Genomic DNA, 20,561 nt, shown 5'->3' on the forward strand with positions numbered 1-20,561 from the left:
CGAATCGGGCCCCGCCGGAATTCCGGCGGGGCCCGATTCGTTGTTCGACAAGATTCTCAGTCGTCGTCGCCGATCGTCTTCGGCGCGGCCTTCTTGGGTTTGCCGAGCAGGTCGTCGATCGAGCCGGTGAGCCGCTGCTTCGGCTTGTGCTCCTTGTCGCCGCTCTGCTGCCCGCCGCCCATGCCGCCACCCATCATCGGCGCCATGCCGCCCATCATGCCGCCACCGCCGGAAGCGGCCCCAGGACGGCCACCAGCGGCCGCGGCGGGCTGGGCGGCCCCAGCACCCTTGTCCGCCAGTGGAACCTGCTCAGCGACGCCTGTGGCGCCGCCGAACTGCATCGGCTGCGGCGCCGCTGCGGCAGCCGGAGCGCCGACGGAGCCGACGCCGCCCGCACCGACCCCTCCGCCGCCTCCACCGACCGCGCCACCACCGCCACCGGACGAAGCGCTGCCCGCGGCGGCCGTGGCAGAGGCCTTGGCCGGTTCGGGCACCTTCGTCTCGGGCTTGGCGGGCGCCGTGTAGGTCCAGTTCTGGTCGGGGTACTTGTGCTCCATCCGCACGGCACCGAAACCGCCGGCCTCACCGGAGACCCCGTCGCACAGCTTGAGGAACGCCTCCAGCACCTGCCGCGCGGACTCGTGCAGCTCGCGCACGGGATGCTTGAGCTCCTCGATGTGCTTGATCGCGCGCTGGTCACCGTCCAGCGGCAGCGCGGCCGTGCCGGACACCGAGTCGGCGGCGTCGGCGAGCACGTGCGCCATGTCCTGCACGATGACGCGAACGCCGTCCGCGGTCTCCTCCAGCGCGTCCGCCATCGCGTTCATCGCGTCGGCCATGTCGCCGCCCGCGAGACCCACCTTGCGCATGTGATCGAGGAACGCGTCCGCGTCCTTGCCCTCCCACCGCGCGTCGACCCCGCCCAGCGGCGCCGCGACGTGCCCGTTGACCGCCTCGGTCACCTTCGCGGCCTTGCGCCAGCGCTCGGCCTCCTCGCGCAGGTCGTTCCAGTCGCCCACCAGCGGGTCGAAGAAGTCGTGCACGAGGTCCACGACACCGAGCTTGCGGCTGACCCGCGAGAGGTAGTCGAGCTCGGGACCGACCTCGGCCGCGATCTGCTTGCCGTCCTTGGCCATCAGTGCTCCCGCCGATCGGCCTTCTTGATCGCCTGCAAGCTCTCCTCGTCGCCCTGCCCGTACTGCTCGGCGACGGCGTGCAGACCCTGGGAGGCCGAGTCCAGGGCGTCACAGGCGCGGGCGAGCTGCGAGTTGAGCAGCTCGGCCGCACGCGCGTAGCCCTGGGCCGTACCGACGGTTCTGCCGATCTCGCCGAACGACTCGGGACGCAGCGGGGACACCTTCATGGCGTCCCGCAACCGCCTCAGGTCGTCCGTGGTCCCGTCGATGCGGTCGGCGTACTTCTCCAACCAAGCGGCATCGACGCTGATCCGACCGGCCACAACAAGTCCCCCAAACGACAACTCCGGGTGCATTCGTCCGATTCGACGGTGATGCACCCGGAGTGGTTCCGCTACTTCTGAACGGCCGCCTGCGGATCCTTGATCGTGCCCTTGGGCGCCGGGATCGAGTCGTAACTGCGGTTCGCCTCGTTCTTGTTGAGCTGCGGCCCCATCGGCAGCAGGCTCAGGATCTGGTTCGGTGCCGGCGGGAACGTCCCGTCGAGACCCAGCGCCGACGCGGTGCCGCCGTCGGGAACCCCGTAGCGGACGCCACGACCCGTGACGATCTGCACGGGACCGGTGCCGAAGTCGCCCTTGCCCTGGCTCGCCCGCACGACGGCGGCCTTGCCCGGCAGCATCAGGAACTGGTCGATGATCTCGCCCGCCGCACCCGGCGCGTTCAGCTCGACCGGGGTCATCTCCTTGGGGCCGGGCAGCTTCGAGCCGATCGTGACCGTGGTGTGCTCGGCCTTGGTCTGCTCGGTGAAGTTGTCGGCCTTCCAGCCCAGGCACAGCACGGTGTTGCCGGCGTTCGCCTCGAGCGTGGAGGGGATCTGCTTCGGGTACGAGTCGAGCTTCAGCGGGTTCTTCGGGTCCTTGTGGTTCGCGATCGCGCTCGGCGAGAGCCTGACCGACTTGTTGTTGTTCGAGTACGCCCAGCGCAGCAGGTCGCCGACGGTCTCCTCGACTGTCTGGAACCCGTCCTCCAGCGCGACCATGGACTCGAAGCCGTTCTGCCGCTCGACCTGGATGACCTCACCGATCTTGACGTTGGTCTCGGTGACGTAGGTGGCCTGCTTGCCCTGGTTCGGGATGATCGGCGCGGCCAGCGCGGAGACCTCGGGGATCGTCGTGAGCAGCGCCGTGCTGATCGAGCGCGCCTGCTTGCCGCCCAGCTTGAGGGCGTTGACGACCTTGTCGTTCTTGAGGTCCACCTCGGCGCGGACAGTCGACGACGAGATGTCGGTGCGGCTGTCGGGCTTGCGGTAGATCAGGTACGCCTTCTTGGCGCCGGTGCGCTGCTGCACGAGCACCGCCTCGTCGCCCAGCTGCGGGTTGCCCTCGCTGACGCCCGCGATCACGGAGGTCTTGATCTGGTTCTCCGCCGCCTGGTTCTCGCGGAACTCGTCCAGGTTGAGGGTGTCGCAGACGGACCACTGCGCGTCGATGCGGAGGTTCTGCTTGGGCAGCACGTCCGGCGCGTCCGGCAGACCGGTGAGCCTGCCGCGCGGCAGGCTCGCCAGCGCCGACTCGCTCACGAGCTTCGGGGCGCCGCCGGCCGCCTCCTGCGGAACGCCCGCGGTGCCGGCCGGTGCGTCGCCGCCGCCCTGGCCCTGCTGCGCGTCGGGGTTGTTGCGGGAGTACCAGAGCAGCCGGGCCGACGCGAGGTTCGTCATCGGGATCAGCCGCCGCGGCGAGCTGTCGACGACGTAGACCTGGCCGGTCTCCTTGCTGATGGCGATCTGCGTCTCGTTGTCGAGCCTCGGCGCCGGGCTGAAGAGCCCGATCACGAGGAACACGATCAGACCGAGGACGCCCAGCACCACACCCACCGCAGTAGCGCGCGAGTGAATGCTCATAGGGTCGTGCAGCATCACCGCGTCTCTGCGGACAAGTGCTGACTGCATCCGCTTCAGAACGAATTGGTAAGCCTGGACCTGTGCCTTGGTGGTGGGTGTTGATGCCATTCTCGGCTCGCTGCTCTCCCAGTCGCGGTACGGTTCGGCAGGATAGCCGGACGCAGGTTGCTCCGTGGGCCGGTTCGCCAAGCCCACCGACCATCGAGGGGAAAGAGACCACAACGGATGTCCGTGACCACTCCACATCCGCCCCGGCCCAACCCAGGGATGGCACGGCCGCAGGGACCCGCAGGTCCTGGCCAGCAGGCACCCGCGCCTCCGCGTCCGGTCGGGCGTGTCCGTCGCAGAGCCGCGGGCGTCAGCCTCGGCTCGTTGCCCGTGTCGAACGTAGTCACGATCGAGGTCGGTCTCGCCATCGCCCTCCTCGTACTCACGATCATGGGCGTGAAGCAGGGCGACGCGCTGAACGTCGTCTCCGTCTCGATCGCCGGCGGTGTGCTCCTCATCGCACTGATCCTGGCCTTCACCCGATCGCGTGGTCGCTGGCTCACCCAGTGGATCGGCGTCCGCCTGCGCTACAACTTCCGGTCGCACAGCCGCACCGCGAAGCGCCAGGAGCAGACGGAGTCCAAGCCCGGTGACGACGAGCTGCAGGTGCTCGGCCCGGAGGACCCGCGCGTCGCTTTGCTGCGCCTCGCGATCCCGGACCTGGTGATCGCGAAGGGCGTCGACCACGAACGCCGCCCGCTCGCGCTGTCGTGGCACGACGGCGTGTGGACCGCGGTGCTGCTGGTCGACCCGACGCCGCCGTTGATCTCCGCGGTCGGCTCGGCCCCGTCGCTGCCACTGGGAGCGCTCACACCGTGCCTCGAGGACCGCGGCGTGGTGCTCGACGCGATCACCGTGATCTGGCACTGCTACCCCGGCAGCGCGGCGCTTCCGCCGAACTCGCCAGCCATCAGCTCGTACATGGAGGTGCTCGGCCCGCTGCCCGCGGCGGCCAGGCGCACCACGTGGATCACGGTCCGGCTGGACCCGCGCCGCTGTGGCGAGGCGATCCGGGAGCGCGGCGGCGGCGTCGTCGGCGCGCACCGGGCGCTGATCGGCGCGTTGTCCCGCGTCCGCAACGCCCTGGAGTCCGCCGGCGTCACGATCCGCCCGCTCGACTCGGACGAACTGCTGCGCGCGGCGATCTCCTCGGCCGAGCTCACCGCGGCCGTCGGCAACACGAACCCCGTGTCGCTGCGGGAGAAGTGGTCGGGCGTCACCGCGGGCGGCGTCGGCCACGCGAGCTACGCGATCACCGGCTGGCCGTCGAAGGGCCTCAAGGGCAACCTCAACGCGCTGACCGGTGTGCGCGCTCTCTCGTCGACGCTCGCGATGTCCATCTCACCGTCCCGCGAGGACGGTCAGGTGTCGCTGCGCGGCCTGGTGCGGGTCAGCGCCCGCACGCCGAGCGAGCTCGACAGGGCCGAGGACCAGCTGTCGAAGCTGGGTGACAAGCTCGACATCACGCTGACCCCGTTGCGGGGCATGCAGCTCGCGGGACTCGCCGCGACGCTGCCGCTGGGAGGTGTGGCATGAGCTCGTCGTCCCGTCTGGTCGACTCGCGCGGCCGAGGCGCGGTGGCACCGGAGTTCCTGGTGTCGCCGACCATGCTCGACCTGGTCAGCCCGTCCGGCGACCGCGGCGGCATGATGCTCGGCCAGGGCACGAAGGGCGAGCCGCTCAGCGTGTCCGTCCTGCGCCCGACGCCGACCCGCATGGTGGTCGTGGGCGGCCTGTACCTGGCCCGCCAGATCGCGTTGCGCGCCATGGCGACCGGAGCGTGGATCATCATCGCGACGGGCCGCCCGCAGGCGTGGCAGCCGGTCGTGCGCGCAGCGGGCCAGGGTCCGGACGGCCGTCCGTCTCAGTTGGTGCAGCTGCGCCGGCTGTCCCCGGCGGACCTCCCGCGCCCGACGGAGGACATGCCGCTGCTCGTGATCCACGACGGCGGCCACGTCCCGCAGGAGCTGTTCCCGCCGCGCGCGCCGTGGCAGACCACGATGTACGTGCTGCCGTACCTGCACCCGCAGGCGTCGTCCACGGCGAACAACGCGGACCTCGTGCTCCTGCAGCGCCTCCCGATGGGCCAGGCACAGCTCGCCGGTCAGATGTGGCGCCTGCGCCCGCAGATGTTCCAGCAGCTGACCCAGCTCAAGGACGACCAGGTCATCGCGATGGGCCAGGACATGTGGGCGCACCTGCGCCTCTACACGACCCCGGCCGAACAGCAGATCCTCGGAGCCGTCCGCCGGGGCGATTGAGACGCTCGGCAATATAGGCGAAACTTGCGCCCCGAACGGACAACCGTTCGGGGCGCAATTGTTTTGTAAAGAGATCAGCTGCACCAACTAATTCACAGGACACACCAAATCTGTTGATTCGCCATTAGAAGGCAATATCGTGGACCTTCTTGTGCGTAATCAGTCCGCGCCACTAAGAAAACTCTCACCTGCACAACCCTGCGACGAGGGAGCTTGCTGCTATGGGAGAATCGTGGGCCAGACGAGCGGCCGGAATCGGACTGGTGGCGGGCACTGCGCTCGTCCTGTCGTCCGTCTCCGCCACCGCTGCGCCCGAGGGGGAGATTCGCAACCTCGGTGCGTCCAACGCGGTCAAGGACAACTACATCGTCGTGCTGAAGGACGTCAGCACGTCAAGCGTGGAGAACCTCAGCGCTAAGTACGGCGCGAAGGTGAAGCACTCTTACAAGTCCGCTTTGCGCGGTTTCTCGGCGCAGATGTCCGAGACCCAGGCCAAGCGCCTGGCAGCAGACCCGGCCGTCTCCTACGTCGAACAGGACGGCGAGGTCCGCATCTCGGACACGCAGACCCCGACCCCGTCCTGGGGCCTGGACCGGATCGACCAGCGAGCACTCCCGCTGGACAACAGCTACACGTACCCGAACAAGGGCACGGGCGTCACCGCGTACATCATCGACACCGGCATCCGCATCACCCACACCGACTTCGGCGGCCGAGCGGTGTCCGGTACCGACACCGTTGACAACGATGCCGACGCCAACGACTGCAACGGCCACGGAACCCACGTCGCGGGCACCGTGGGCGGCACGAAGTACGGCGTCGCCAAGGACGTGAAGCTCGTAGCCGTCCGAGTCCTGAACTGCTCGGGCTCGGGCACCTTCGCAGGCGTCATCGCCGGCATCGACTGGGTCACCGCGGACGTCCAGGCCAACCCGGCCCGCAAGCCCGCGGTGGCCAACATGTCCCTGGGCGGCGGCGCCAACCAGACCGTCGACGACGCAGTGACCCGCTCCATCGCCGCAGGCGTCACGTACGGCCTGGCAGCAGGCAACGACAGCGGCGGCAACGCCTGCAACACCTCCCCGGCCCGCACCCCGGAAGCCATCACCGTGGGCTCCACGGACCGCACCGACTCCCGCAGCTCGTTCTCGAACCTGGGCACCTGCCTGGACATCTTCGCCCCTGGCCGCGACATCACCTCGGCGTGGCTCACGAACGACGAGGCCACCAACACCATCAGCGGCACCTCGATGGCGACCCCGCACGTAGTCGGCGCGGCGGCCGTCTACCTCGGCTCGTCCCCGACGGCCACCCCGCAGCAGGTCCGAGACGCCCTCGTTGACAACGCCACCTCCGACGTTGTCACCACTCCCGGCACCGGCTCCCCGAACAAGCTCCTCCACATCACCGGCACCGCCCCCGGCAACCCGCCCGGCGCCTGCCCCGCAGTCACCAACGACGCCGACACCGCCATCCCGGACGCCAGCGAGGTCAAGTCCGCGATCACCATCGCCGACTGCAACGGCAAGGCCAGCGCCACCGGCTCCGTGAAGGTCGCCATCAAGCACACCTACCGAGGCGACCTGGAACTGTCCCTGATCTCCCCCTCGGGCGCCGTGAAGGTCCTGAAGGTCAGCAACGGCTCGGACAGCGCGGACGACCTCAACGCCACCTACGCCGTGAACGTCGCGGCGGAGGACGCCAACGGCACCTGGCAGCTGCGGGTCCGCGACCTCTACCGCCAGGACACGGGCCACATCGACTCGTGGACGCTCGACATCTGACCCAAGCCAAGCCGCACCACCAGGAGCCCCCGGCCCGCGCCGGGGGCTCCTCCCTTTGCCGGGCAAGCTTGCGCAGGGGTCCCCTCGGGTTTGGAGTCCCCGCGACCCAACCTAGCGAGCGGGTCTGACAGTCCCGCGAAGCCGAAACCAGACACCTGATCACACGCGATGCCGAAGGCGAGCCGTCTTTCCAATGCGGTCAAGGTGGGGCGGAGCCCCAGGAATCAGCCGCCACGAGACGCACGCAACCCAACCGCCTACGAACAACCAACCACAGCCCGCCAACGCAACAGGGAGACGAACCACTCAACCTGCGCGAACGCCGAAGGCGGCTCAACCCAAAGTACGAACCCGCCGAGTCGCCTCAGCCCGAGCCGCCAACTCCCCATCCCCAGGAAAGTCCACCCGAACCAAACACAACCCATGGGCAGGAGCCACGGTAACCCCGCTGGCCCGCCCGCTAAGAGCCAACAACGACGAAGGCCACGAAACCGCCTTCCGCCCCTCCCCAACGGCCAGCAACGCCCCAATCAGCGACCGAACCATCGAGTGGCAGAACGCATCAGCAGACACAAACGCCGTGACAACCCCGTCCAACGGGTCCCGCACCAGCTCGAGCCGCTGCAGCTCCCGGATGGTGGTAGCCCCTTCACGCCGCTTGCAGAACGCGCAAAAGTCGTGCTCCCCCAACAACAACTCAGCAGCGACATTCATGGCGCCAACGTCCAGCGGACGAGGCCAAGCCAGAGTGTCCAACCGCCGCAACGGATGCGCACCGAACTCGGCATCCGAGACCCGGTACTCGTAGTGCCGCCGCAACGCGGAGAACCGAGCGTCAAAGGCGAAGGGCACCACCCGAGCCCCGAACACCCGAACGTCTGAGGGCAACGCGCGAGCCAACCGCTTGGGCAGCCCAGCAACGTCCACAGAAGCAGGCAGATCAGCGTGAGCAACCTGCCCAGAGGCGTGCACCCCGGCATCGGTCCGCCCAGCCACGGTCAGCGACACGTCCTCGCGCAACACCATGGAAAGCGTGTCCTCGAGAACCCCGCAGACAGTCCGACGGGAAGGCTGCCGAGCCCAGCCGGAGAACTCCGTGCCGTCGTACCCCAGGTCGAACCGCACACGAACGAGCCCGCCGCCCCCGGAACCGGGAACGACGGGCTCGTCAGACGTACTGATCAGGACTTGTCCTTCTCAGCGGCCTCGTCCTTCGCCTCTTCAGCCTCGACGGCCTCAGCGGTCGGCTCGCCGTCAACCTCGACAGCGTCCTCGGCCTTGGTCTCGTCGGCCTCGACGACAGCGGCGGTCTCGGCCGGCTTCTCGTCCTTGGCGAACTTGGTCTTGCGCGCAGCCTCGGCCTCGGTGGAGACGAGCTTCTGCTGCACCAGCTCGATGATGGCCATGGGGGCGTTGTCGCCCTTGCGCGCCAGCGTCTTGGTGATGCGGGTGTAGCCACCGGAACGGTCGCTGAAGAACGGACCGATCTCGGCGATCAGCTTGTGCACGACGTCCTTGTTGCGGATCACCTTCATGATCTCGCGACGGTTGTGCAGGTCGCCGGCCTTGGCCTTCGAGATGATCTTCTCGGCGTACGGACGCAGCCGCTTCGCCTTGGCCTCAGTGGTCTTGATCCGGCCGTGCTCGAACAACGCCGTCGCCAGGTTGGCGAGCAGCAGCCGCTCGTGTGCCGGAGACCCACCGAGCCGTGGGCCCTTGGTAGGGGTGGGCATCGCTTACTCCTGTAACTGAAAGAGATCCTCTAGCTCTGAATCAGAGCGTCAGAGCTGCTCGGTCTCCGCGTAGTCCTGACCGTCGTCGTGCGGGTCCAGGCCGGTACCGGCGCCCCAGCCCGTGTCACCGGGGTGGTAGTCGGCAGCAGCCGCGGACGGGTCGAACCCAGGAGGCGAATCCTTCAGGGCGAGGCCGAGGCCGACGAGCTTCATCTTGACCTCGTCGATCGACTTCGCACCGAAGTTGCGGATGTCCAGCAGGTCCGCCTCGCTGCGCGACACGAGCTCGCCGACGGTGTGGATGCCTTCCCGCTTCAAGCAGTTGTAGGAACGGACCGTGAGGTCCAGATCCTCGATAGGCATCGCGAACGCGGCGATGGTGTCAGCCTCGGCCGGCGACGGGCCGATCTCGATGCCCTCGGCGTCGATGTTCAGCTCGCGAGCGAGGCCGAACAGCTCAACCAGGGTCTTACCCGCGGAGGCAACCGCGTCCCTCGGGGTGATCGAGGGCTTGCTCTCCACGTCGAGGATCAGCTTGTCGAAGTCCGTACGCTGCTCGACACGAGTGGCCTCGACCTTGTACGTCACCTTGAGAACCGGCGAGTAGATCGAGTCGACGGGGATGCGGCCGATCTCGGCGCCCGCCTGCTTGTTCTGGACAGCCGGGACGTAGCCGCGACCGCGCTCGACGACGAGCTCGATCTCCAGCTTCCCCTTGCCGTTCAGGGTCGCGATGTGCAGGTCGGGGTTGTGCACGGTGACACCGGCCGGAGGCACGATGTCGCCCGCGGTCACCACACCGGGGCCCTGCTTGCGCAGGTACATGGTCACCGGCTCGTCCTCCTCGGACGAGACGACGAGCTCCTTGAGGTTCAGGATGACGTCGGTGACGTCCTCCTTCACCCCGGGAACCGTGGTGAACTCGTGCAGCACGCCGTCGATGCGGATGCTCGTGACAGCAGCACCGGGGATCGACGAGAGCAGCGTGCGGCGGATCGAGTTGCCGAGCGTGTAACCGAAGCCCGGCTCCAGCGGTTCGATGACGAACCGGGAACGGGTCTCGGAGACCGCTTCCTCGGCGAGCGAGGGGCGCTGGGAAATCAGCACTGGGTTCTACCTTTCCGATCAACGACGCCCGCTATTTGACGCCGCCAACAACAGCCAGTCACGAAGACCGGCAAACGCACTCGGCACACCCTTCGCGCCGATGCGGGACCCGACCTCGGCGGCCGTCCACAAGGGACAGCCGCCGAGAGAGGATCACTTCGAGTAGAGCTCGACGATGAGCTGCTCGGTGACAGGCGTGTCGATCTGCGCGCGCTCGGGCAGCTGGTGCACGAGGATGCGCAGGTTCGAGGAGACGACCTGCAGCCAAGCGGGAATCGGGCGGTCACCGAAGGACGCGCGCGCAGCCTCGAAGGGCAGCGTGGGCATGGACTTCGGCTTCACGTCGATGATGTCGAACTTCGACACCTGGTAGCTCGGGATGTTCACCTTGTGGCCGTTGACCAGAAAGTGCCCGTGGCTGACCAGCTGGCGAGCCTGGCGACGCGTGCGGGCGAGGCCCGCGCGGTACACCACGTTGTCGAGGCGGGCCTCGAGGATCTGGAGCAGGTTCTCGCCGGTCTTGCCGGGGCGACGAACCGCTTCCTTGTAGTAGCGGACGAACTGCTTCTCGAGGACGCCGTAGGTGTAGCGAGCCTTCTGCTTCTCCTGGAGCTGCAGCAGGTACTCGGACTCCTTGACCCGGCCGCGGCCGTGCTGGCCGGGCGGGTACGGACGGCGCTCGAACGCCTGGTCCCCACCAACGAGGTCAACCTTGAGGCGGCGCGAGATGCGCGTCGCAGGTCCCGTGTAACGAGCCATTAGTTCTTACTCCTCCCCGTGCCTCAGACCCGGCGCCGCTTGGGCGGGCGGCAGCCGTTGTGGGGCTGCGGGGTCACGTCCTGGATGGTGCCGACCTCGAGACCGGCGGCCTGCAGCGAACGGATCGCGGTCTCACGGCCGGAGCCGGGACCCTTGACGAACACGTCCACCTTGCGCATGCCGTGCTCGGCGGCCTTGCGGGCGGCGTTCTCGGCAGCCATCTGCGCCGCGAACGGCGTCGACTTGCGCGAGCCCTTGAAGCCCACGTGGCCGGCGGACGCCCAGCTGATCACGTTGCCCAGCGGGTCCGTGATGGACACGATGGTGTTGTTGAACGTGCTCTTGATGTGCGCCTGGCCGTGCGAGACGTTCTTCTTTTCCTTGCGCCGGACTTTCTTGACCCCGGCGCCCGTGCGGGACTTGGGTGGCAAAACGAACTCCTAAGTTGAGGACAACAGACCCGAGGTCTTACTTCTTGCCGGCCTTCTTCTTGCCGGCGACGGTCTTCTTCGGACCCTTGCGGGTACGGGCGTTCGTCTTCGTGCGCTGTCCGCGAACGGGCAGGCCGCGACGGTGCCGAAGACCCTCGTAGCAACCGATCTCCATCTTGCGACGGATGTCGGCCGCGACCTCACGGCGAAGGTCACCCTCGACCTTGTAGTTCGTCTCGATGTGGTCCCGCAGCTTGGCGAGGTCGTCGTCCGTCAGATCCTTCACCCGGAGGTCCGGGGAGATCTCCGTGGCGGCGAGCAGCTCCTTGGAGCGCGTACGACCGATGCCGAAGATGTAGGTGAGCGCGATCTCCATCCGCTTTTCGCGGGGGAGGTCTACGCCAGCGAGTCGTGCCATGTGGCGATTAACTCCTGTCGATTACTTCCAGGTCTGCTCCTCGCCCAATTCCGGTGACTGACTCGCTGTGTGTCGTTCCGGCTGCTCTCACAGCCGGTGTCCCGGCCCCGGCCTGGAATCCGGGGGTGTCCGCACGCGTCGTGCCCGTGCGGTAGGTGCGAGGAGTTTCTCGTTACTGCGTCATCGAGGATCTCGACGAGCGCATGGGGGAACTGCTCAGCCCTGGCGCTGCTTGTGGCGCAGGTTCTCGCAGATCACCATGACCCGCCCGTGACGGCGGATCACCTTGCACTTGTCGCAGATCTTCTTGACGCTCGGCTGAACCTTCACGCCTGAGATCTCCTGCTACTGGAGGTCACTTGTAGCGGTAGACGATGCGCCCGCGGGACAGGTCGTAGGGCGAGAGCTCCACGACAACCCGGTCCTCAGGGAGGATGCGGATGTAGTGCTGTCGCATCTTGCCGCTGATGTGCGCGAGTACCTTGTGACCGTTCTCCAACTCGACCCTGAACATCGCGTTGGGGAGCGGCTCGACTACGCGGCCCTCGACCTCAATGGCCCCGTCCTTCTTGCCCATGTCCTCCGCGTTTCGTGACAGTTGTAATAACCTTTGGACGCGCGCCACCCCGGCTCTGACTCACCTCGGAGGGCACGACTGAACCGGCGCGACTGGTGCGCCACCTGACCAGTGTACGCAGCTCACTGCGGCAACCCAAATCGGGTCCGGTCAGGGCCTGAATCCGGCTGGGCACCCCGTTCGATCACGGGACGGAGCCGGGCGATGTCGTTGATCTCCGACTCGTGCCTGCCGAGCACCGATCTCAGCGTGCGCAGCCGTTGAGCCGCGACCCGAGACCCGTAGCCGGACTCGTCAGAACACCTCTGAGCTGCGTTGTTGAGCGCTAGATCGCCAGAACCGACGCCGTAGCTCTCCAGACTCGGATCGCCTGGACCGCGCTGGGTGAACCCCGCCCGGTCGAGGCAGTGCAGCAACGTCGCCGCGTTCGACCGCGTCTCGGCGGCCTCCGGTCCGGACCGGAGCAGGACGTCCCACTCCCGCACGACGATCTCGTGCAGCACCGTGATGCGACTCACGGCGTCGGTGTACTCCCACGAGGCGGCGGCGCGGACGCTGCCCCCGCACCCACCGTCGACAGGAGCCGGTGGAGCGAGGAAGTTCGGACGCCGGACGACGACGTCGGAGAACGGCGGTGAGCAGCCCTCGGTCGCCGCGATGGCGTCGGCCAGGAAGATCCGGTCGGCGATGCGCTCCGCCGGCACGTCCTGGTAGGTGAAGTCGGTGGCCGGCTTAGAGGCAGCACAGCCTGCAATTGGAATCAGAAGCGCGGACAGGACGAAACGGGTTACCCCCACAATGCCCCCAAGCATTGGACTCGTTCGTCACCCCGACCATATCCACGGGAGCAAACGAAATAGCCCCGTTCACCGGAGGGCGAACGGGGCTAGGTCGGAAAACCGTTGGGGCGCTTAGTCTTCCTCGGGCGCGGTGAGCACCCAGGGACCGTTCTCCGTGATCGCGACGCTGTGCTCCCAGTGCGCGGCACGCGTGCCGTCGAGCGTGATGACGGTCCAGCCGTCCTCGAGCTCCTGGGAGTCGTCGGTGCCGAGCGTCAGCATCGGCTCGATCGCGATGGCCATGCCGACCTTGAGCCGAGGTCCCTTGCCGGGCTTGCCGAAGTTCGGCAGGAACGGGTCCATGTGCATCTTGGTACCGATGCCGTGGCCGCCGTAGTCCGCGACGATGCCGTACTCGATACCGTCGCGCTCACCTGACTCGATGGCCGAGGACTCGATGGCGAACGAGATGTCCGTGAGCCGGCCACCGGGCACCGCGGCCTCGATGCCCGCGAGCATCGACAGCCTGGTCGCCTCGGACAGCTTGTGGTCCGCGGGAGACAGCTCGCCGACGCCGACCGTGACGGCCGAGTCGCCGTGCCAGTCGTCGAGGATCGCACCGCAGTCGATGGAGATCAGGTCCCCTTCGGCCAGCACCTGCGTCCTGCTCGGGATCCCGTGGACGATCTGGTCGTTCACCGACGCGCAGATGCTCGCGGGGAACCCGTTGTAGCCCTTGAACGACGGGATGGCGCCGGCGTCGCGGATGGTCTGCTCGGCGATCTCGTCGAGCTCCCACGTGGACACACCGGGCTTCACCGCGTCGACCACGTTGCGCAACGCCCGCGCCACGACCAGGCCGGAGGCGCGCATGGCCTCCAGCTGGCCGGGGGTCTTGATCTCGATCTTGCTCATGCCTTCACTAACTTTCGCGCCCGAGATGACTGAGCGGAGCCGGTCGAGCAGTCCACCAGTCACTTCTCGTTCAGCGCGGCCAGTGCCCGCTCGCTGATCTCGTCGATCTCACCGACGGCGTCGATGGAGATGACCTTCTCCGCGTAGTAGCTCAGCAGCGGCGCGGTCTCGTTGCGGTACACCTGCTGGCGGTGCCGGATGACGTCTTCCTTGTCGTCCGTGCGCCCGCGAGCGAGCAGCCGCTCCACCACGACGTCCTCGTCGACCCGGAACTCCAGCACCGCGTCGAGCGAGTGGCCACCGACAGCGAGGAACTCACCCAGCTTGTCCGCCTGGGCGACGTTGCGGGGGAACCCGTCGAGCAGGAACCCGTCCGCCGCGTCCGCCTCGGCCAAACGCTTGCGCACCATCTCGTTCGTGATGGAGTCCGGCACGAGAGCGCCCTCGTCGAGGATGCTCTGCACCTCCAGCCCGAGCTCGGTCTGGTTGCTGATGTGTGACCGGAAGAGGTCGCCCGTCGAGATGTGCGGCACGCCGAGCTTGCGGCTCAACACTTCGGCCTGGGTGCCCTTGCCCGCACCCGGCGGGCCAACGAGAACGAGTCGCATCTAGCGGAGGAACCCTTCGTAATTGCGCTGCATGAGCTGGCTCTCGATCTGCTTCACGGTGTCGAGGCCGACACCGACCATGATCAGAACCGCGGTGCCGCCGAACGGGAAGTTCTGATTCTGACCGTCGCCGGTCAAGTCCAGGAACAGGTTCGGCAGGATCGCCACGATGCCGAGGTAGAGCGAACCGGGAAGCGTGATGCGGCCCAGGACGAACTTGAGGTACTCGGCGGTGGGACGTCCGGGACGGATGCCGGGGATGAAGCCACCGAACTTCTTCATCTCGTCAGCACGCTCGTCCGGGTTGAACGTGATGCCGACGTAGAAGTACGTGAAGAAGACGATCAGCAGGAAGTACGAGGCGATGTGCACCCAGCTCGACTGCTTGACGAGGTAGGTCGACACGAAGGTCGAGAACCAGTTCGTCTCGGTCGACGTGCCCTGGGTGAGGCGCACGATCAGGTCCGGCAGGTAGAGCAGCGACGAGGCGAAGATGACCGGGATGACGCCGGCCTGGTTCACCTTGAGGGGAAGGTACGTCGACGTACCGCCGTACATGCGGCGGCCGATCATGCGCTTGGCGTACTGCACCGGGATGCGACGCTGGGCCTGCTCGACGTAGATGACGCTCGCGATGATGATCAGAGCAGCGACGACGACGAGCGCGAAGGTGATCGGGCTCTTGTCGAGGATGTTCTTGCCCTCGGCCGGGATGCGGGCGGCGATACCGGTGAAGATCAGCAACGACATGCCGTTGCCGATGCCCTTCTCGGTGATCAGCTCACCCAGCCACATGATGACCGAGGTACCGGCGGTCATGGTGATGACCAGCACGATGAGGGTGAAGATGCTGTCCTTGTTCGGGATGACGTCCTGGTCGCACTCACCGAACAGCTGCCCGCGCACGGCCAGCGCCACGAGACCGGTGGACTGCAGGATCGCCAGACCGATGGTCAGGTACCGCGTGTACTGCGTGAGCTTGCCCTGACCAGCCTGTCCTTCCTTCTTCAACTGCTCGAACCGCGGGATGACCACGGTGAGCAGCTGAATGATGATGCTCGCGGTGATGTAGGGCATGATGCCCAGCGCGAACACGGACAAGTTCAGCAGCGCGCCGCCGCTGAACAGGTTGATCAGCGAGTAGATGTTCTGGCCTTCAAGCTGTTCAGCACACGCGCGCACGTTCTTGAAGGACACGCCCGGCGCGGGCATGGTCGCACCAAGCCGGTACACAATGATGATCCCGAGAGTGAACAGGATCTTCTTGCGTAGATCCGGCGTCGCGAGAGCCGAGCGGAATGCGCCGAGCACGCGAACCTCCTGAGCGTTGCCGACCCCCAGGGACCGGCACATGCGGTAGTTGGCAGGCCGAGTCAGGTAGCCACGACCAAGCAACCCGGAGGACATCCGGGTTCAGCCCGCGACTCTAACAGCCCTCCAGGACCTGCCCGTACCCAGTGGCCAATCACAGGTTCCAAGTGGTTGATCTCTGACCGAACCACTAGTCCATCCGGGGTACCGCGCCCTGCGGATCCGTGCTACGAGCAGCAATTACGCCGACCGCGAACGTCAGCAGAGCCCTCAAAGTTCCCGCAGAAATACCCGCAAAGCGAACCCCGCACCACGGCCGCGCCCCCTGCGCAACGCAACTCCGCCCAAAGCAACAGGCGTGCCGTCTGACCGCGTACGGCGCGGGCCCGGCTTTTGATCAGATTGGCGAGGTCTGGGGGCGGAGCCCCAGGAATCAGCCGCCACAGCAGCGAACAAGGCGACCGCGTCCACGGCCACCAAGAAACGCCAAAGGGCCCCGAGGCGAAGCCTCAGGGCCCTTCAGAGCAGTGCAGAACCTCAGGAAGCCACGGTGGAGGACCCACCAGCGGCAGCCAACTTCTCCACAGCGGTCTTGGAGAACTTGTCAGCCGTGACATCCAGCTTGACGGAGACGTCCCCGTCGCCCAGGACCTTGACGAGCGAGCCCTTGCGGACCAGCCCGGCCAGAACCAGCGCGGGAACGTCCACCGAGCCGCCCTCCGGGAAGGAGGCAGCGATGGCGGAGACGTTCACGACCTGGTACTCGGTCCGGAACGGGTTCTTGAAGCCCTTGAGCTTCGGGAGCCGCATGTGCAGCGGCATCTGGCCACCTTCGAAGCGCGGCGAGACGTTCTTGCGAGCGCCCGTGCCCTTCGTACCGCGGCCGGCGGTCTTGCCCTTGGAGCCTTCACCACGACCAACGCGGGTCTTGGCGGTCTTGGCGCCGGGGGCCGGACGCAGGTCGTGAATCTTGATGGTCACGACTGGACCTCCTCAACACTCACCAGGTGACGCACGGCGTGGATCAGGCCGAGCACCTGGGGGGTGTCCTCACGCACGACCGACTGGCGGATCTTGCGCAGCCCGAGGGTGCGCATCGACTCGCGGTGGTTGTGCTTGGTACCGATGGTGCTGCGGACCTGGGTGATCTTCAGCTGAGCCATGATCAGACCCCCTGGCCCGCGCGAGCGCGGATCATGCCGGCGGGAGCGACGTCCTCGAGGGGCAGGCCACGACGGGCCGCGACCTCTTCCGGACGCTGCAGACCCTTGAGGGCCGCCACGGTCGCGTGCACGATGTTGATCGCGTTGTCGGAGCCGAGCGACTTCGACAGCACGTCGTGCACGCCGGCGCACTCGAGGACGGCGCGGACAGCGCCACCCGCGATGACACCGGTACCGGCCGAGGCCGGACGCAGCAGGACCACACCAGCGGCCTTCTCACCCTGGACCGGGTGGGGGATGGTGCCGGCGATGCGAGGCACGCGGAAGAAGTTCTTCTTCGCTTCCTCGACACCCTTGGCGATGGCCGCGGGAACTTCCTTGGCCTTGCCGTAACCGACGCCGACCATGCCGTCGCCGTCACCCACCACGACGAGCGCGGTGAAGCTGAAGCGACGACCACCCTTGACCACCTTGGAGACGCGGTTGATCGCAACCACGCGCTCGAGGTGGGGGGTCTTCTCCTGGGCCGCGCCGCCGCGGCCGCCGTCACGACGGTCGCGGCGCTCTCCGCGCTCGCCCCCGCCGCCTTCGCGACGCGTACGTCCTGGCATCAGGCGTCCCTCTCAATTCCGGTGTTGATCATTGTCAGAACTCCAGCCCCGCCTCGCGAGCGGCATCCGCCAGAGCAGCGATCCGGCCGTGGTACGCGTTGCCACCGCGGTCGAACACGACCGCCGTGACGCCGGCGTCCTTGGCGCGGGCCGCGGCCAGCTGGCCGACCTTGGCCGCACGGGCCTTCTTGTCGCCGTCCAGGGCACGGACGTCGGCCTCCATGGAGGAGGCAGCCGCGATCGTGTGGCCCTTCAGGTCGTCGATGATCTGCACGGTGATGTGCTTCGACGAACGGTGCACGGCCAGGCGCGGACGCTCGGCGGTGCCGTTGACCTTCTTGCGGAGGCGGAAGTGGCGACGGGCCTTCGCAACACGACGCCTGGTGGAGATGTCCTTGCCCACCGGCTTGCGCTTCGTAACAGTCGACTCGCTCATGTCACTTACCCGTCTTTCCGACCTTGCGACGGATCTTCTCGCCCGAGTACCGGACGCCCTTACCCTTGTACGGGTCGGGCTTGCGCAGCTTGCGGATGTTGGCGGCAACCTCACCGACCAGCTGCTTGTCGATACCCGAGACGGAGAACCGGGTCGGGGTCTCGACCGCGAAGGTGATGCCCGCGGGGGCCTCCACCTTGACGGGGTGCGAGTAACCGAGCGCGAACTCGAGCTCAGAGCCCTTGAGCGCGACGCGGTAACCGACGCCGTGGATTTCCATCTTCTTTTCGTAGCCCTGGGTGACGCCGACGACCATGTTGTGCACGAGCGTGCGCGACAGGCCGTGGAGCGCGCGGTTGCGGCGCTCGTCGTTCGGGCGCTTGACCTCGAGAGTGCCGTCTTCGGCCTTCTCGACGATGATCGGCTCAGCGAGCGTGAGCGTCAGGAGACCCTTGGGGCCCTTGATGCTGACGTCCTGGCCGGCGATGTTCACGTCGACCCCGGAGGGGACAATGATCGGCTGCTTACCGATGCGCGACATGTCTACTCCCCCTTACCAAACGTAGGCGAGGACTTCTCCGCCCACGCCTGCCTTGTTGGCCTGACGGTCGGTCATGAGACCGCCAGAGGTCGAAATGATCGCCACGCCGAGGCCACCGAGAACTCGGGGCAGGCCCGTGGACTTCGCGTACACGCGCAGACCGGGCTTGGACACGCGGCGGAGGCCGGCGATGCTGCGCTCACGGTTCGGGCCGTACTTCAGCTCGACGACCAGGTTCTTGGCCACCTCGCCGTCCTCGTCGCGGTACGAGGCGATGTAGCCCTCGCGCTTGAGGATCTCGGCGATGTTCGCCTTGATCTTGGAGTGCGGCATCACGACCTTGTCGTGGTATGCCGAGTTCGCGTTCCGCAGACGAGTGAGCATGTCTGCGATGGGATCGGTCATCGTCATGGTGACCTGGTCAACCTTTCTCGCTGCGGTTCACCGGCTCAGGGTCCAGACCTGCCCTCCCCGAGGGGAGGACAGGACGGTCGTGTGCGGGCCTACAGCGAAGTAATGGAGCTTTGAATTACCAGCTGGACTTGCTCACGCCAGGCAGCTCACCGCGGTGAGCCATCTCGCGCAGGCAGATCCGGCAGAGGCCGAACTTGCGGAACACCGCGTGGGGGCGGCCGCAACGCTGGCACCGGGTGTAACCCCGGACCTTGAACTTCGGCTTCTTCGCGGCCTTGTTGATCAACGCCTTCTTGGCCATCGAGTCAGTTCTCCTTGAACGGGAAGCCCAGGTGCTTCAGCAGCGCCCGGCCCTCCTCGTCGTTCGTGGCGGTGGTGACGACGGTGATGTCCATGCCGCGAGGCCGGTCGATAGCGTCCGGGTCGATCTCGTGGAACATCGACTGCTCGTTCAGACCGAACGTGTAGTTGCCGTTGCCGTCGAACTGCTTGCCCGAGAGGCCGCGGAAGTCGCGGATACGGGGCAGCGCGATCGTCAGCAGACGGTCGAGGAACTCCCACATGCGGTCGCCGCGCAGCGTGACGCGCGCGCCGATCGGCATGCCTTCACGCAGCTTGAACTGCGCGATGGACTTGCGGGCCCGACGAACCTCGGGGCGCTGGCCGGTGATGATCGAGAGGTCCTTGACGGCACCCTCGATCAGCTTGCCATCACGGGCGGCGTCGCCGACACCCATGTTGACGACGACCTTCACGACGCCCGGGATCTGCATCACGTTGGAGAAGTCGAACTGCTTCTGCAGCTCGGCCTTCACCTCGTCGCGGTAGCGCGTCTTGAGCCGCGGGATGATCTTCTCTGCGGTAGTCATGATCAGATGTCCTTCCCGTTACGACGGGAAATGCGGACCCGCTTGCCCTCGTCGTTCGTCCGGTAACCAACACGGGTCGGCTTGCCGTCCGAGTCGACCACCATCACGTTGGAGACGTTGATCGGGGCTTCCTGGGTCACGATGCCACCAGACTGCGCGCCCCGCTGGGTCTGCGTGATCTTGGTGTGCTTCTTGATCCGGTTGACGCCCTCGACCAGGACCTTGCCGTTCTCCGGGTAGGCCTGGATGACCTTGCCCTTGGCGCCCTTGTCCTTGCCGGCGATAACGACGACCGTGTCGCCCTTCTTCACCTTCATGGTCAGAGCACCTCCGGAGCCAGCGAGATGATCTTCATGAACTTCTTGTCGCGCAGCTCACGACCGACCGGGCCGAAGATGCGGGTACCGCGGGGCTCGTTGTCGTTCTTGATGAGCACAGCGGCGTTCTCGTCGAAGCGGATGTACGAGCCATCCGGACGACGGCGCTCCTTGACGGTGCGGACGATGACAGCCTTCACGACGTCACCCTTCTTCACGCCGGCACCGGGGATCGCGTCCTTGACGGTAGCGACGATGATGTCGCCGATGCCCGCGTAGCGGCGGCCAGAGCCACCGAGAACACGGATGCAAAGGATTTCCTTCGCACCGGTGTTGTCGGCGACGCGAAGCCGCGACTCCTGCTGAATCACTTAACTTGCTCCTTGACCATTCCTGGCCCGCCGGATTTCCGACCCGACGGGCTCGGTCTGTCTAGAAAG

At 66.8% G+C, this 20,561-nt stretch carries 28 protein-coding genes; 3 read left to right on the forward strand and 25 right to left on the reverse strand.

Annotation, left to right across the window (positions count from 1 at the left end; translation table 11 throughout):
* Positions 1–56 precede the first annotated feature (56 nt).
* From ACSHWB_RS10480 to eccB, 3 genes are all read right to left on the reverse strand, one after another.
* Positions 57–1,136 (reverse strand): WXG100 family type VII secretion target, encoded by a 1,080-nt coding sequence (locus ACSHWB_RS10480; RefSeq protein WP_439661884.1) that lies wholly within the window; start codon positions 1,134–1,136, stop codon positions 57–59.
* Positions 1,136–1,459, reverse strand: a complete 324-nt coding sequence (locus ACSHWB_RS10485; protein WP_439661885.1) for a type VII secretion target — start codon at positions 1,457–1,459, stop codon at positions 1,136–1,138. Before ACSHWB_RS10485 ends, ACSHWB_RS10480 begins: the two co-directional genes overlap by 1 nt.
* Before the next feature lie 71 nt (positions 1,460–1,530).
* Positions 1,531–3,147 carry a type VII secretion protein EccB gene (gene eccB, locus ACSHWB_RS10490; RefSeq protein WP_439661886.1) on the reverse strand — a complete coding sequence of 539 codons (1,617 nt, stop codon included), beginning with the start codon at positions 3,145–3,147 and terminating at the stop codon, positions 1,531–1,533.
* Positions 3,148–3,417: 270 nt separating this feature from the next.
* Between eccB and eccE the strand changes: the two genes are divergently transcribed.
* The 3 genes from eccE to ACSHWB_RS10505 all read left to right on the forward strand — a co-directional run bounded on the left by eccE (position 3,418) and on the right by ACSHWB_RS10505 (position 7,132).
* Positions 3,418–4,623, forward strand: coding sequence for a type VII secretion protein EccE (eccE, locus tag ACSHWB_RS10495; RefSeq protein WP_439661887.1), 1,206 nt, complete (start codon positions 3,418–3,420; stop codon positions 4,621–4,623).
* Entirely contained in the window at positions 4,620–5,348 is a 729-nt protein-coding gene (locus ACSHWB_RS10500) for a hypothetical protein (protein ID WP_439661888.1), read from the forward strand. Before eccE ends, ACSHWB_RS10500 begins: the two co-directional genes overlap by 4 nt.
* 221 nt (positions 5,349–5,569) lie before the next feature.
* Positions 5,570–7,132 (forward strand): S8 family serine peptidase, encoded by a 1,563-nt coding sequence (locus ACSHWB_RS10505; RefSeq protein WP_439661889.1) that lies wholly within the window; start codon positions 5,570–5,572, stop codon positions 7,130–7,132.
* 333 nt (positions 7,133–7,465) lie between these two features.
* Here the strand turns inward: ACSHWB_RS10505 and truA are convergent, their stop codons facing one another.
* The 22 genes from truA to rplN all read right to left on the reverse strand — a co-directional run bounded on the left by truA (position 7,466) and on the right by rplN (position 20,492).
* Positions 7,466–8,257 (reverse strand): tRNA pseudouridine(38-40) synthase TruA, encoded by a 792-nt coding sequence (gene truA / locus ACSHWB_RS10510; protein WP_439661890.1) that lies wholly within the window; start codon positions 8,255–8,257, stop codon positions 7,466–7,468.
* A 56-nt stretch (positions 8,258–8,313) separates the two neighbouring features.
* Positions 8,314–8,865 carry a 50S ribosomal protein L17 gene (gene rplQ, locus ACSHWB_RS10515; RefSeq protein WP_439661891.1) on the reverse strand — a complete coding sequence of 184 codons (552 nt, stop codon included), beginning with the start codon at positions 8,863–8,865 and terminating at the stop codon, positions 8,314–8,316.
* 48 nt (positions 8,866–8,913) lie between these two features.
* On the reverse strand, positions 8,914–9,972 hold the full coding sequence (locus ACSHWB_RS10520) for a DNA-directed RNA polymerase subunit alpha (protein ID WP_030478322.1): 1,059 nt from the start codon (positions 9,970–9,972) through the stop codon (positions 8,914–8,916).
* Positions 9,973–10,125: 153 nt separating this feature from the next.
* Entirely contained in the window at positions 10,126–10,731 is a 606-nt protein-coding gene (rpsD, locus tag ACSHWB_RS10525; RefSeq protein ID WP_090074346.1) for a 30S ribosomal protein S4, read from the reverse strand.
* Between the two features lie 23 nt (positions 10,732–10,754).
* Entirely contained in the window at positions 10,755–11,162 is a 408-nt protein-coding gene (gene rpsK, locus ACSHWB_RS10530) for a 30S ribosomal protein S11 (protein ID WP_015105236.1), read from the reverse strand.
* A gap of 37 nt (positions 11,163–11,199) precedes the next feature.
* On the reverse strand, positions 11,200–11,580 hold the full coding sequence (rpsM, locus tag ACSHWB_RS10535; protein ID WP_045309821.1) for a 30S ribosomal protein S13: 381 nt from the start codon (positions 11,578–11,580) through the stop codon (positions 11,200–11,202).
* A gap of 216 nt (positions 11,581–11,796) precedes the next feature.
* Positions 11,797–11,910 carry a 50S ribosomal protein L36 gene (gene rpmJ / locus ACSHWB_RS10540; RefSeq protein ID WP_010148647.1) on the reverse strand — a complete coding sequence of 38 codons (114 nt, stop codon included), beginning with the start codon at positions 11,908–11,910 and terminating at the stop codon, positions 11,797–11,799.
* A 25-nt stretch (positions 11,911–11,935) separates the two neighbouring features.
* Complete coding sequence (gene infA / locus ACSHWB_RS10545; protein ID WP_005166804.1) at positions 11,936–12,157, reverse strand: translation initiation factor IF-1; 222 nt, start codon at positions 12,155–12,157, stop codon at positions 11,936–11,938.
* Between the two features lie 122 nt (positions 12,158–12,279).
* Positions 12,280–12,861 carry a hypothetical protein gene (locus ACSHWB_RS10550; RefSeq protein ID WP_439661892.1) on the reverse strand — a complete coding sequence of 194 codons (582 nt, stop codon included), beginning with the start codon at positions 12,859–12,861 and terminating at the stop codon, positions 12,280–12,282.
* A gap of 207 nt (positions 12,862–13,068) precedes the next feature.
* Complete coding sequence (gene map / locus ACSHWB_RS10555) at positions 13,069–13,851, reverse strand: type I methionyl aminopeptidase (RefSeq protein WP_439661893.1); 783 nt, start codon at positions 13,849–13,851, stop codon at positions 13,069–13,071.
* Between the two features lie 59 nt (positions 13,852–13,910).
* The gene (locus ACSHWB_RS10560; RefSeq protein WP_359757727.1) at positions 13,911–14,459 is read right to left on the reverse strand and encodes an adenylate kinase; all 549 of its coding nucleotides are present in this window, start codon (positions 14,457–14,459) and stop codon (positions 13,911–13,913) included.
* The gene (gene secY / locus ACSHWB_RS10565; RefSeq protein WP_439661894.1) at positions 14,460–15,770 is read right to left on the reverse strand and encodes a preprotein translocase subunit SecY; all 1,311 of its coding nucleotides are present in this window, start codon (positions 15,768–15,770) and stop codon (positions 14,460–14,462) included.
* A gap of 537 nt (positions 15,771–16,307) precedes the next feature.
* A complete protein-coding gene (gene rplO, locus ACSHWB_RS10570; RefSeq protein WP_086669037.1) occupies positions 16,308–16,751 on the reverse strand; it encodes a 50S ribosomal protein L15 in 444 nt (147 codons plus the stop codon).
* A complete protein-coding gene (gene rpmD, locus ACSHWB_RS10575) occupies positions 16,748–16,933 on the reverse strand; it encodes a 50S ribosomal protein L30 (protein ID WP_053733139.1) in 186 nt (61 codons plus the stop codon). The genes rplO and rpmD overlap by 4 nt, the downstream gene beginning before the upstream one ends.
* 2 nt (positions 16,934–16,935) lie before the next feature.
* Positions 16,936–17,544: a 30S ribosomal protein S5 gene (gene rpsE, locus ACSHWB_RS10580; protein WP_030473451.1), complete on the reverse strand. Its 609-nt coding sequence runs from the start codon at positions 17,542–17,544 to the stop codon at positions 16,936–16,938.
* Positions 17,545–17,578: 34 nt separating this feature from the next.
* The gene (rplR, locus tag ACSHWB_RS10585; protein ID WP_030478311.1) at positions 17,579–17,980 is read right to left on the reverse strand and encodes a 50S ribosomal protein L18; all 402 of its coding nucleotides are present in this window, start codon (positions 17,978–17,980) and stop codon (positions 17,579–17,581) included.
* A 1-nt stretch (position 17,981) separates the two neighbouring features.
* Complete coding sequence (gene rplF / locus ACSHWB_RS10590; protein WP_045309814.1) at positions 17,982–18,521, reverse strand: 50S ribosomal protein L6; 540 nt, start codon at positions 18,519–18,521, stop codon at positions 17,982–17,984.
* Positions 18,522–18,533: 12 nt separating this feature from the next.
* Positions 18,534–18,932, reverse strand: a complete 399-nt coding sequence (rpsH, locus tag ACSHWB_RS10595) for a 30S ribosomal protein S8 (RefSeq protein ID WP_030478309.1) — start codon at positions 18,930–18,932, stop codon at positions 18,534–18,536.
* A 118-nt stretch (positions 18,933–19,050) separates the two neighbouring features.
* A complete protein-coding gene (locus ACSHWB_RS10600; RefSeq protein WP_030473455.1) occupies positions 19,051–19,236 on the reverse strand; it encodes a type Z 30S ribosomal protein S14 in 186 nt (61 codons plus the stop codon).
* A 4-nt stretch (positions 19,237–19,240) separates the two neighbouring features.
* Positions 19,241–19,804 carry a 50S ribosomal protein L5 gene (rplE, locus tag ACSHWB_RS10605; protein ID WP_439661895.1) on the reverse strand — a complete coding sequence of 188 codons (564 nt, stop codon included), beginning with the start codon at positions 19,802–19,804 and terminating at the stop codon, positions 19,241–19,243.
* Between the two features lie 2 nt (positions 19,805–19,806).
* The gene (gene rplX / locus ACSHWB_RS10610) at positions 19,807–20,121 is read right to left on the reverse strand and encodes a 50S ribosomal protein L24 (protein ID WP_090065866.1); all 315 of its coding nucleotides are present in this window, start codon (positions 20,119–20,121) and stop codon (positions 19,807–19,809) included.
* 2 nt (positions 20,122–20,123) lie between these two features.
* Positions 20,124–20,492: a 50S ribosomal protein L14 gene (gene rplN / locus ACSHWB_RS10615; protein ID WP_030478306.1), complete on the reverse strand. Its 369-nt coding sequence runs from the start codon at positions 20,490–20,492 to the stop codon at positions 20,124–20,126.
* Between the last annotated feature and the right edge of the window lie 69 nt (positions 20,493–20,561).

Source organism: Lentzea sp. HUAS TT2 (genome assembly GCF_051853195.1).
Taxonomy (GTDB): Bacteria; Actinomycetota; Actinomycetes; order Mycobacteriales; family Pseudonocardiaceae; genus Lentzea.

Coding starts and splice junctions, on each gene's coding strand:
- rplR (WP_030478311.1), bottom strand. CDS start 17,980: ATGAGCGAGTCGACTGTTACGAAGCGCAAGCCGGTGGGCAAGGACATC.
- ACSHWB_RS10600 (WP_030473455.1), bottom strand. CDS start 19,236: ATGGCCAAGAAGGCGTTGATCAACAAGGCCGCGAAGAAGCCGAAGTTC.
- rpsH (WP_030478309.1), bottom strand. CDS start 18,932: ATGACGATGACCGATCCCATCGCAGACATGCTCACTCGTCTGCGGAAC.
- ACSHWB_RS10505 (WP_439661889.1), top strand. CDS start 5,570: ATGGGAGAATCGTGGGCCAGACGAGCGGCCGGAATCGGACTGGTGGCG.
- rpsE (WP_030473451.1), bottom strand. CDS start 17,544: ATGCCAGGACGTACGCGTCGCGAAGGCGGCGGGGGCGAGCGCGGAGAG.
- ACSHWB_RS10500 (WP_439661888.1), top strand. CDS start 4,620: ATGAGCTCGTCGTCCCGTCTGGTCGACTCGCGCGGCCGAGGCGCGGTG.
- rplE (WP_439661895.1), bottom strand. CDS start 19,804: ATGACTACCGCAGAGAAGATCATCCCGCGGCTCAAGACGCGCTACCGC.
- map (WP_439661893.1), bottom strand. CDS start 13,851: ATGAGCAAGATCGAGATCAAGACCCCCGGCCAGCTGGAGGCCATGCGC.
- rpsD (WP_090074346.1), bottom strand. CDS start 10,731: ATGGCTCGTTACACGGGACCTGCGACGCGCATCTCGCGCCGCCTCAAG.
- ACSHWB_RS10480 (WP_439661884.1), bottom strand. CDS start 1,136: ATGGCCAAGGACGGCAAGCAGATCGCGGCCGAGGTCGGTCCCGAGCTC.
- rplQ (WP_439661891.1), bottom strand. CDS start 8,865: ATGCCCACCCCTACCAAGGGCCCACGGCTCGGTGGGTCTCCGGCACAC.
- rpsM (WP_045309821.1), bottom strand. CDS start 11,580: ATGGCACGACTCGCTGGCGTAGACCTCCCCCGCGAAAAGCGGATGGAG.
- rpmD (WP_053733139.1), bottom strand. CDS start 16,933: ATGGCTCAGCTGAAGATCACCCAGGTCCGCAGCACCATCGGTACCAAG.
- infA (WP_005166804.1), bottom strand. CDS start 12,157: ATGGGCAAGAAGGACGGGGCCATTGAGGTCGAGGGCCGCGTAGTCGAG.
- rplX (WP_090065866.1), bottom strand. CDS start 20,121: ATGAAGGTGAAGAAGGGCGACACGGTCGTCGTTATCGCCGGCAAGGAC.
- eccB (WP_439661886.1), bottom strand. CDS start 3,147: ATGGCATCAACACCCACCACCAAGGCACAGGTCCAGGCTTACCAATTC.
- rplF (WP_045309814.1), bottom strand. CDS start 18,521: ATGTCGCGCATCGGTAAGCAGCCGATCATTGTCCCCTCCGGGGTCGAC.
- ACSHWB_RS10560 (WP_359757727.1), bottom strand. CDS start 14,459: ATGCGACTCGTTCTCGTTGGCCCGCCGGGTGCGGGCAAGGGCACCCAG.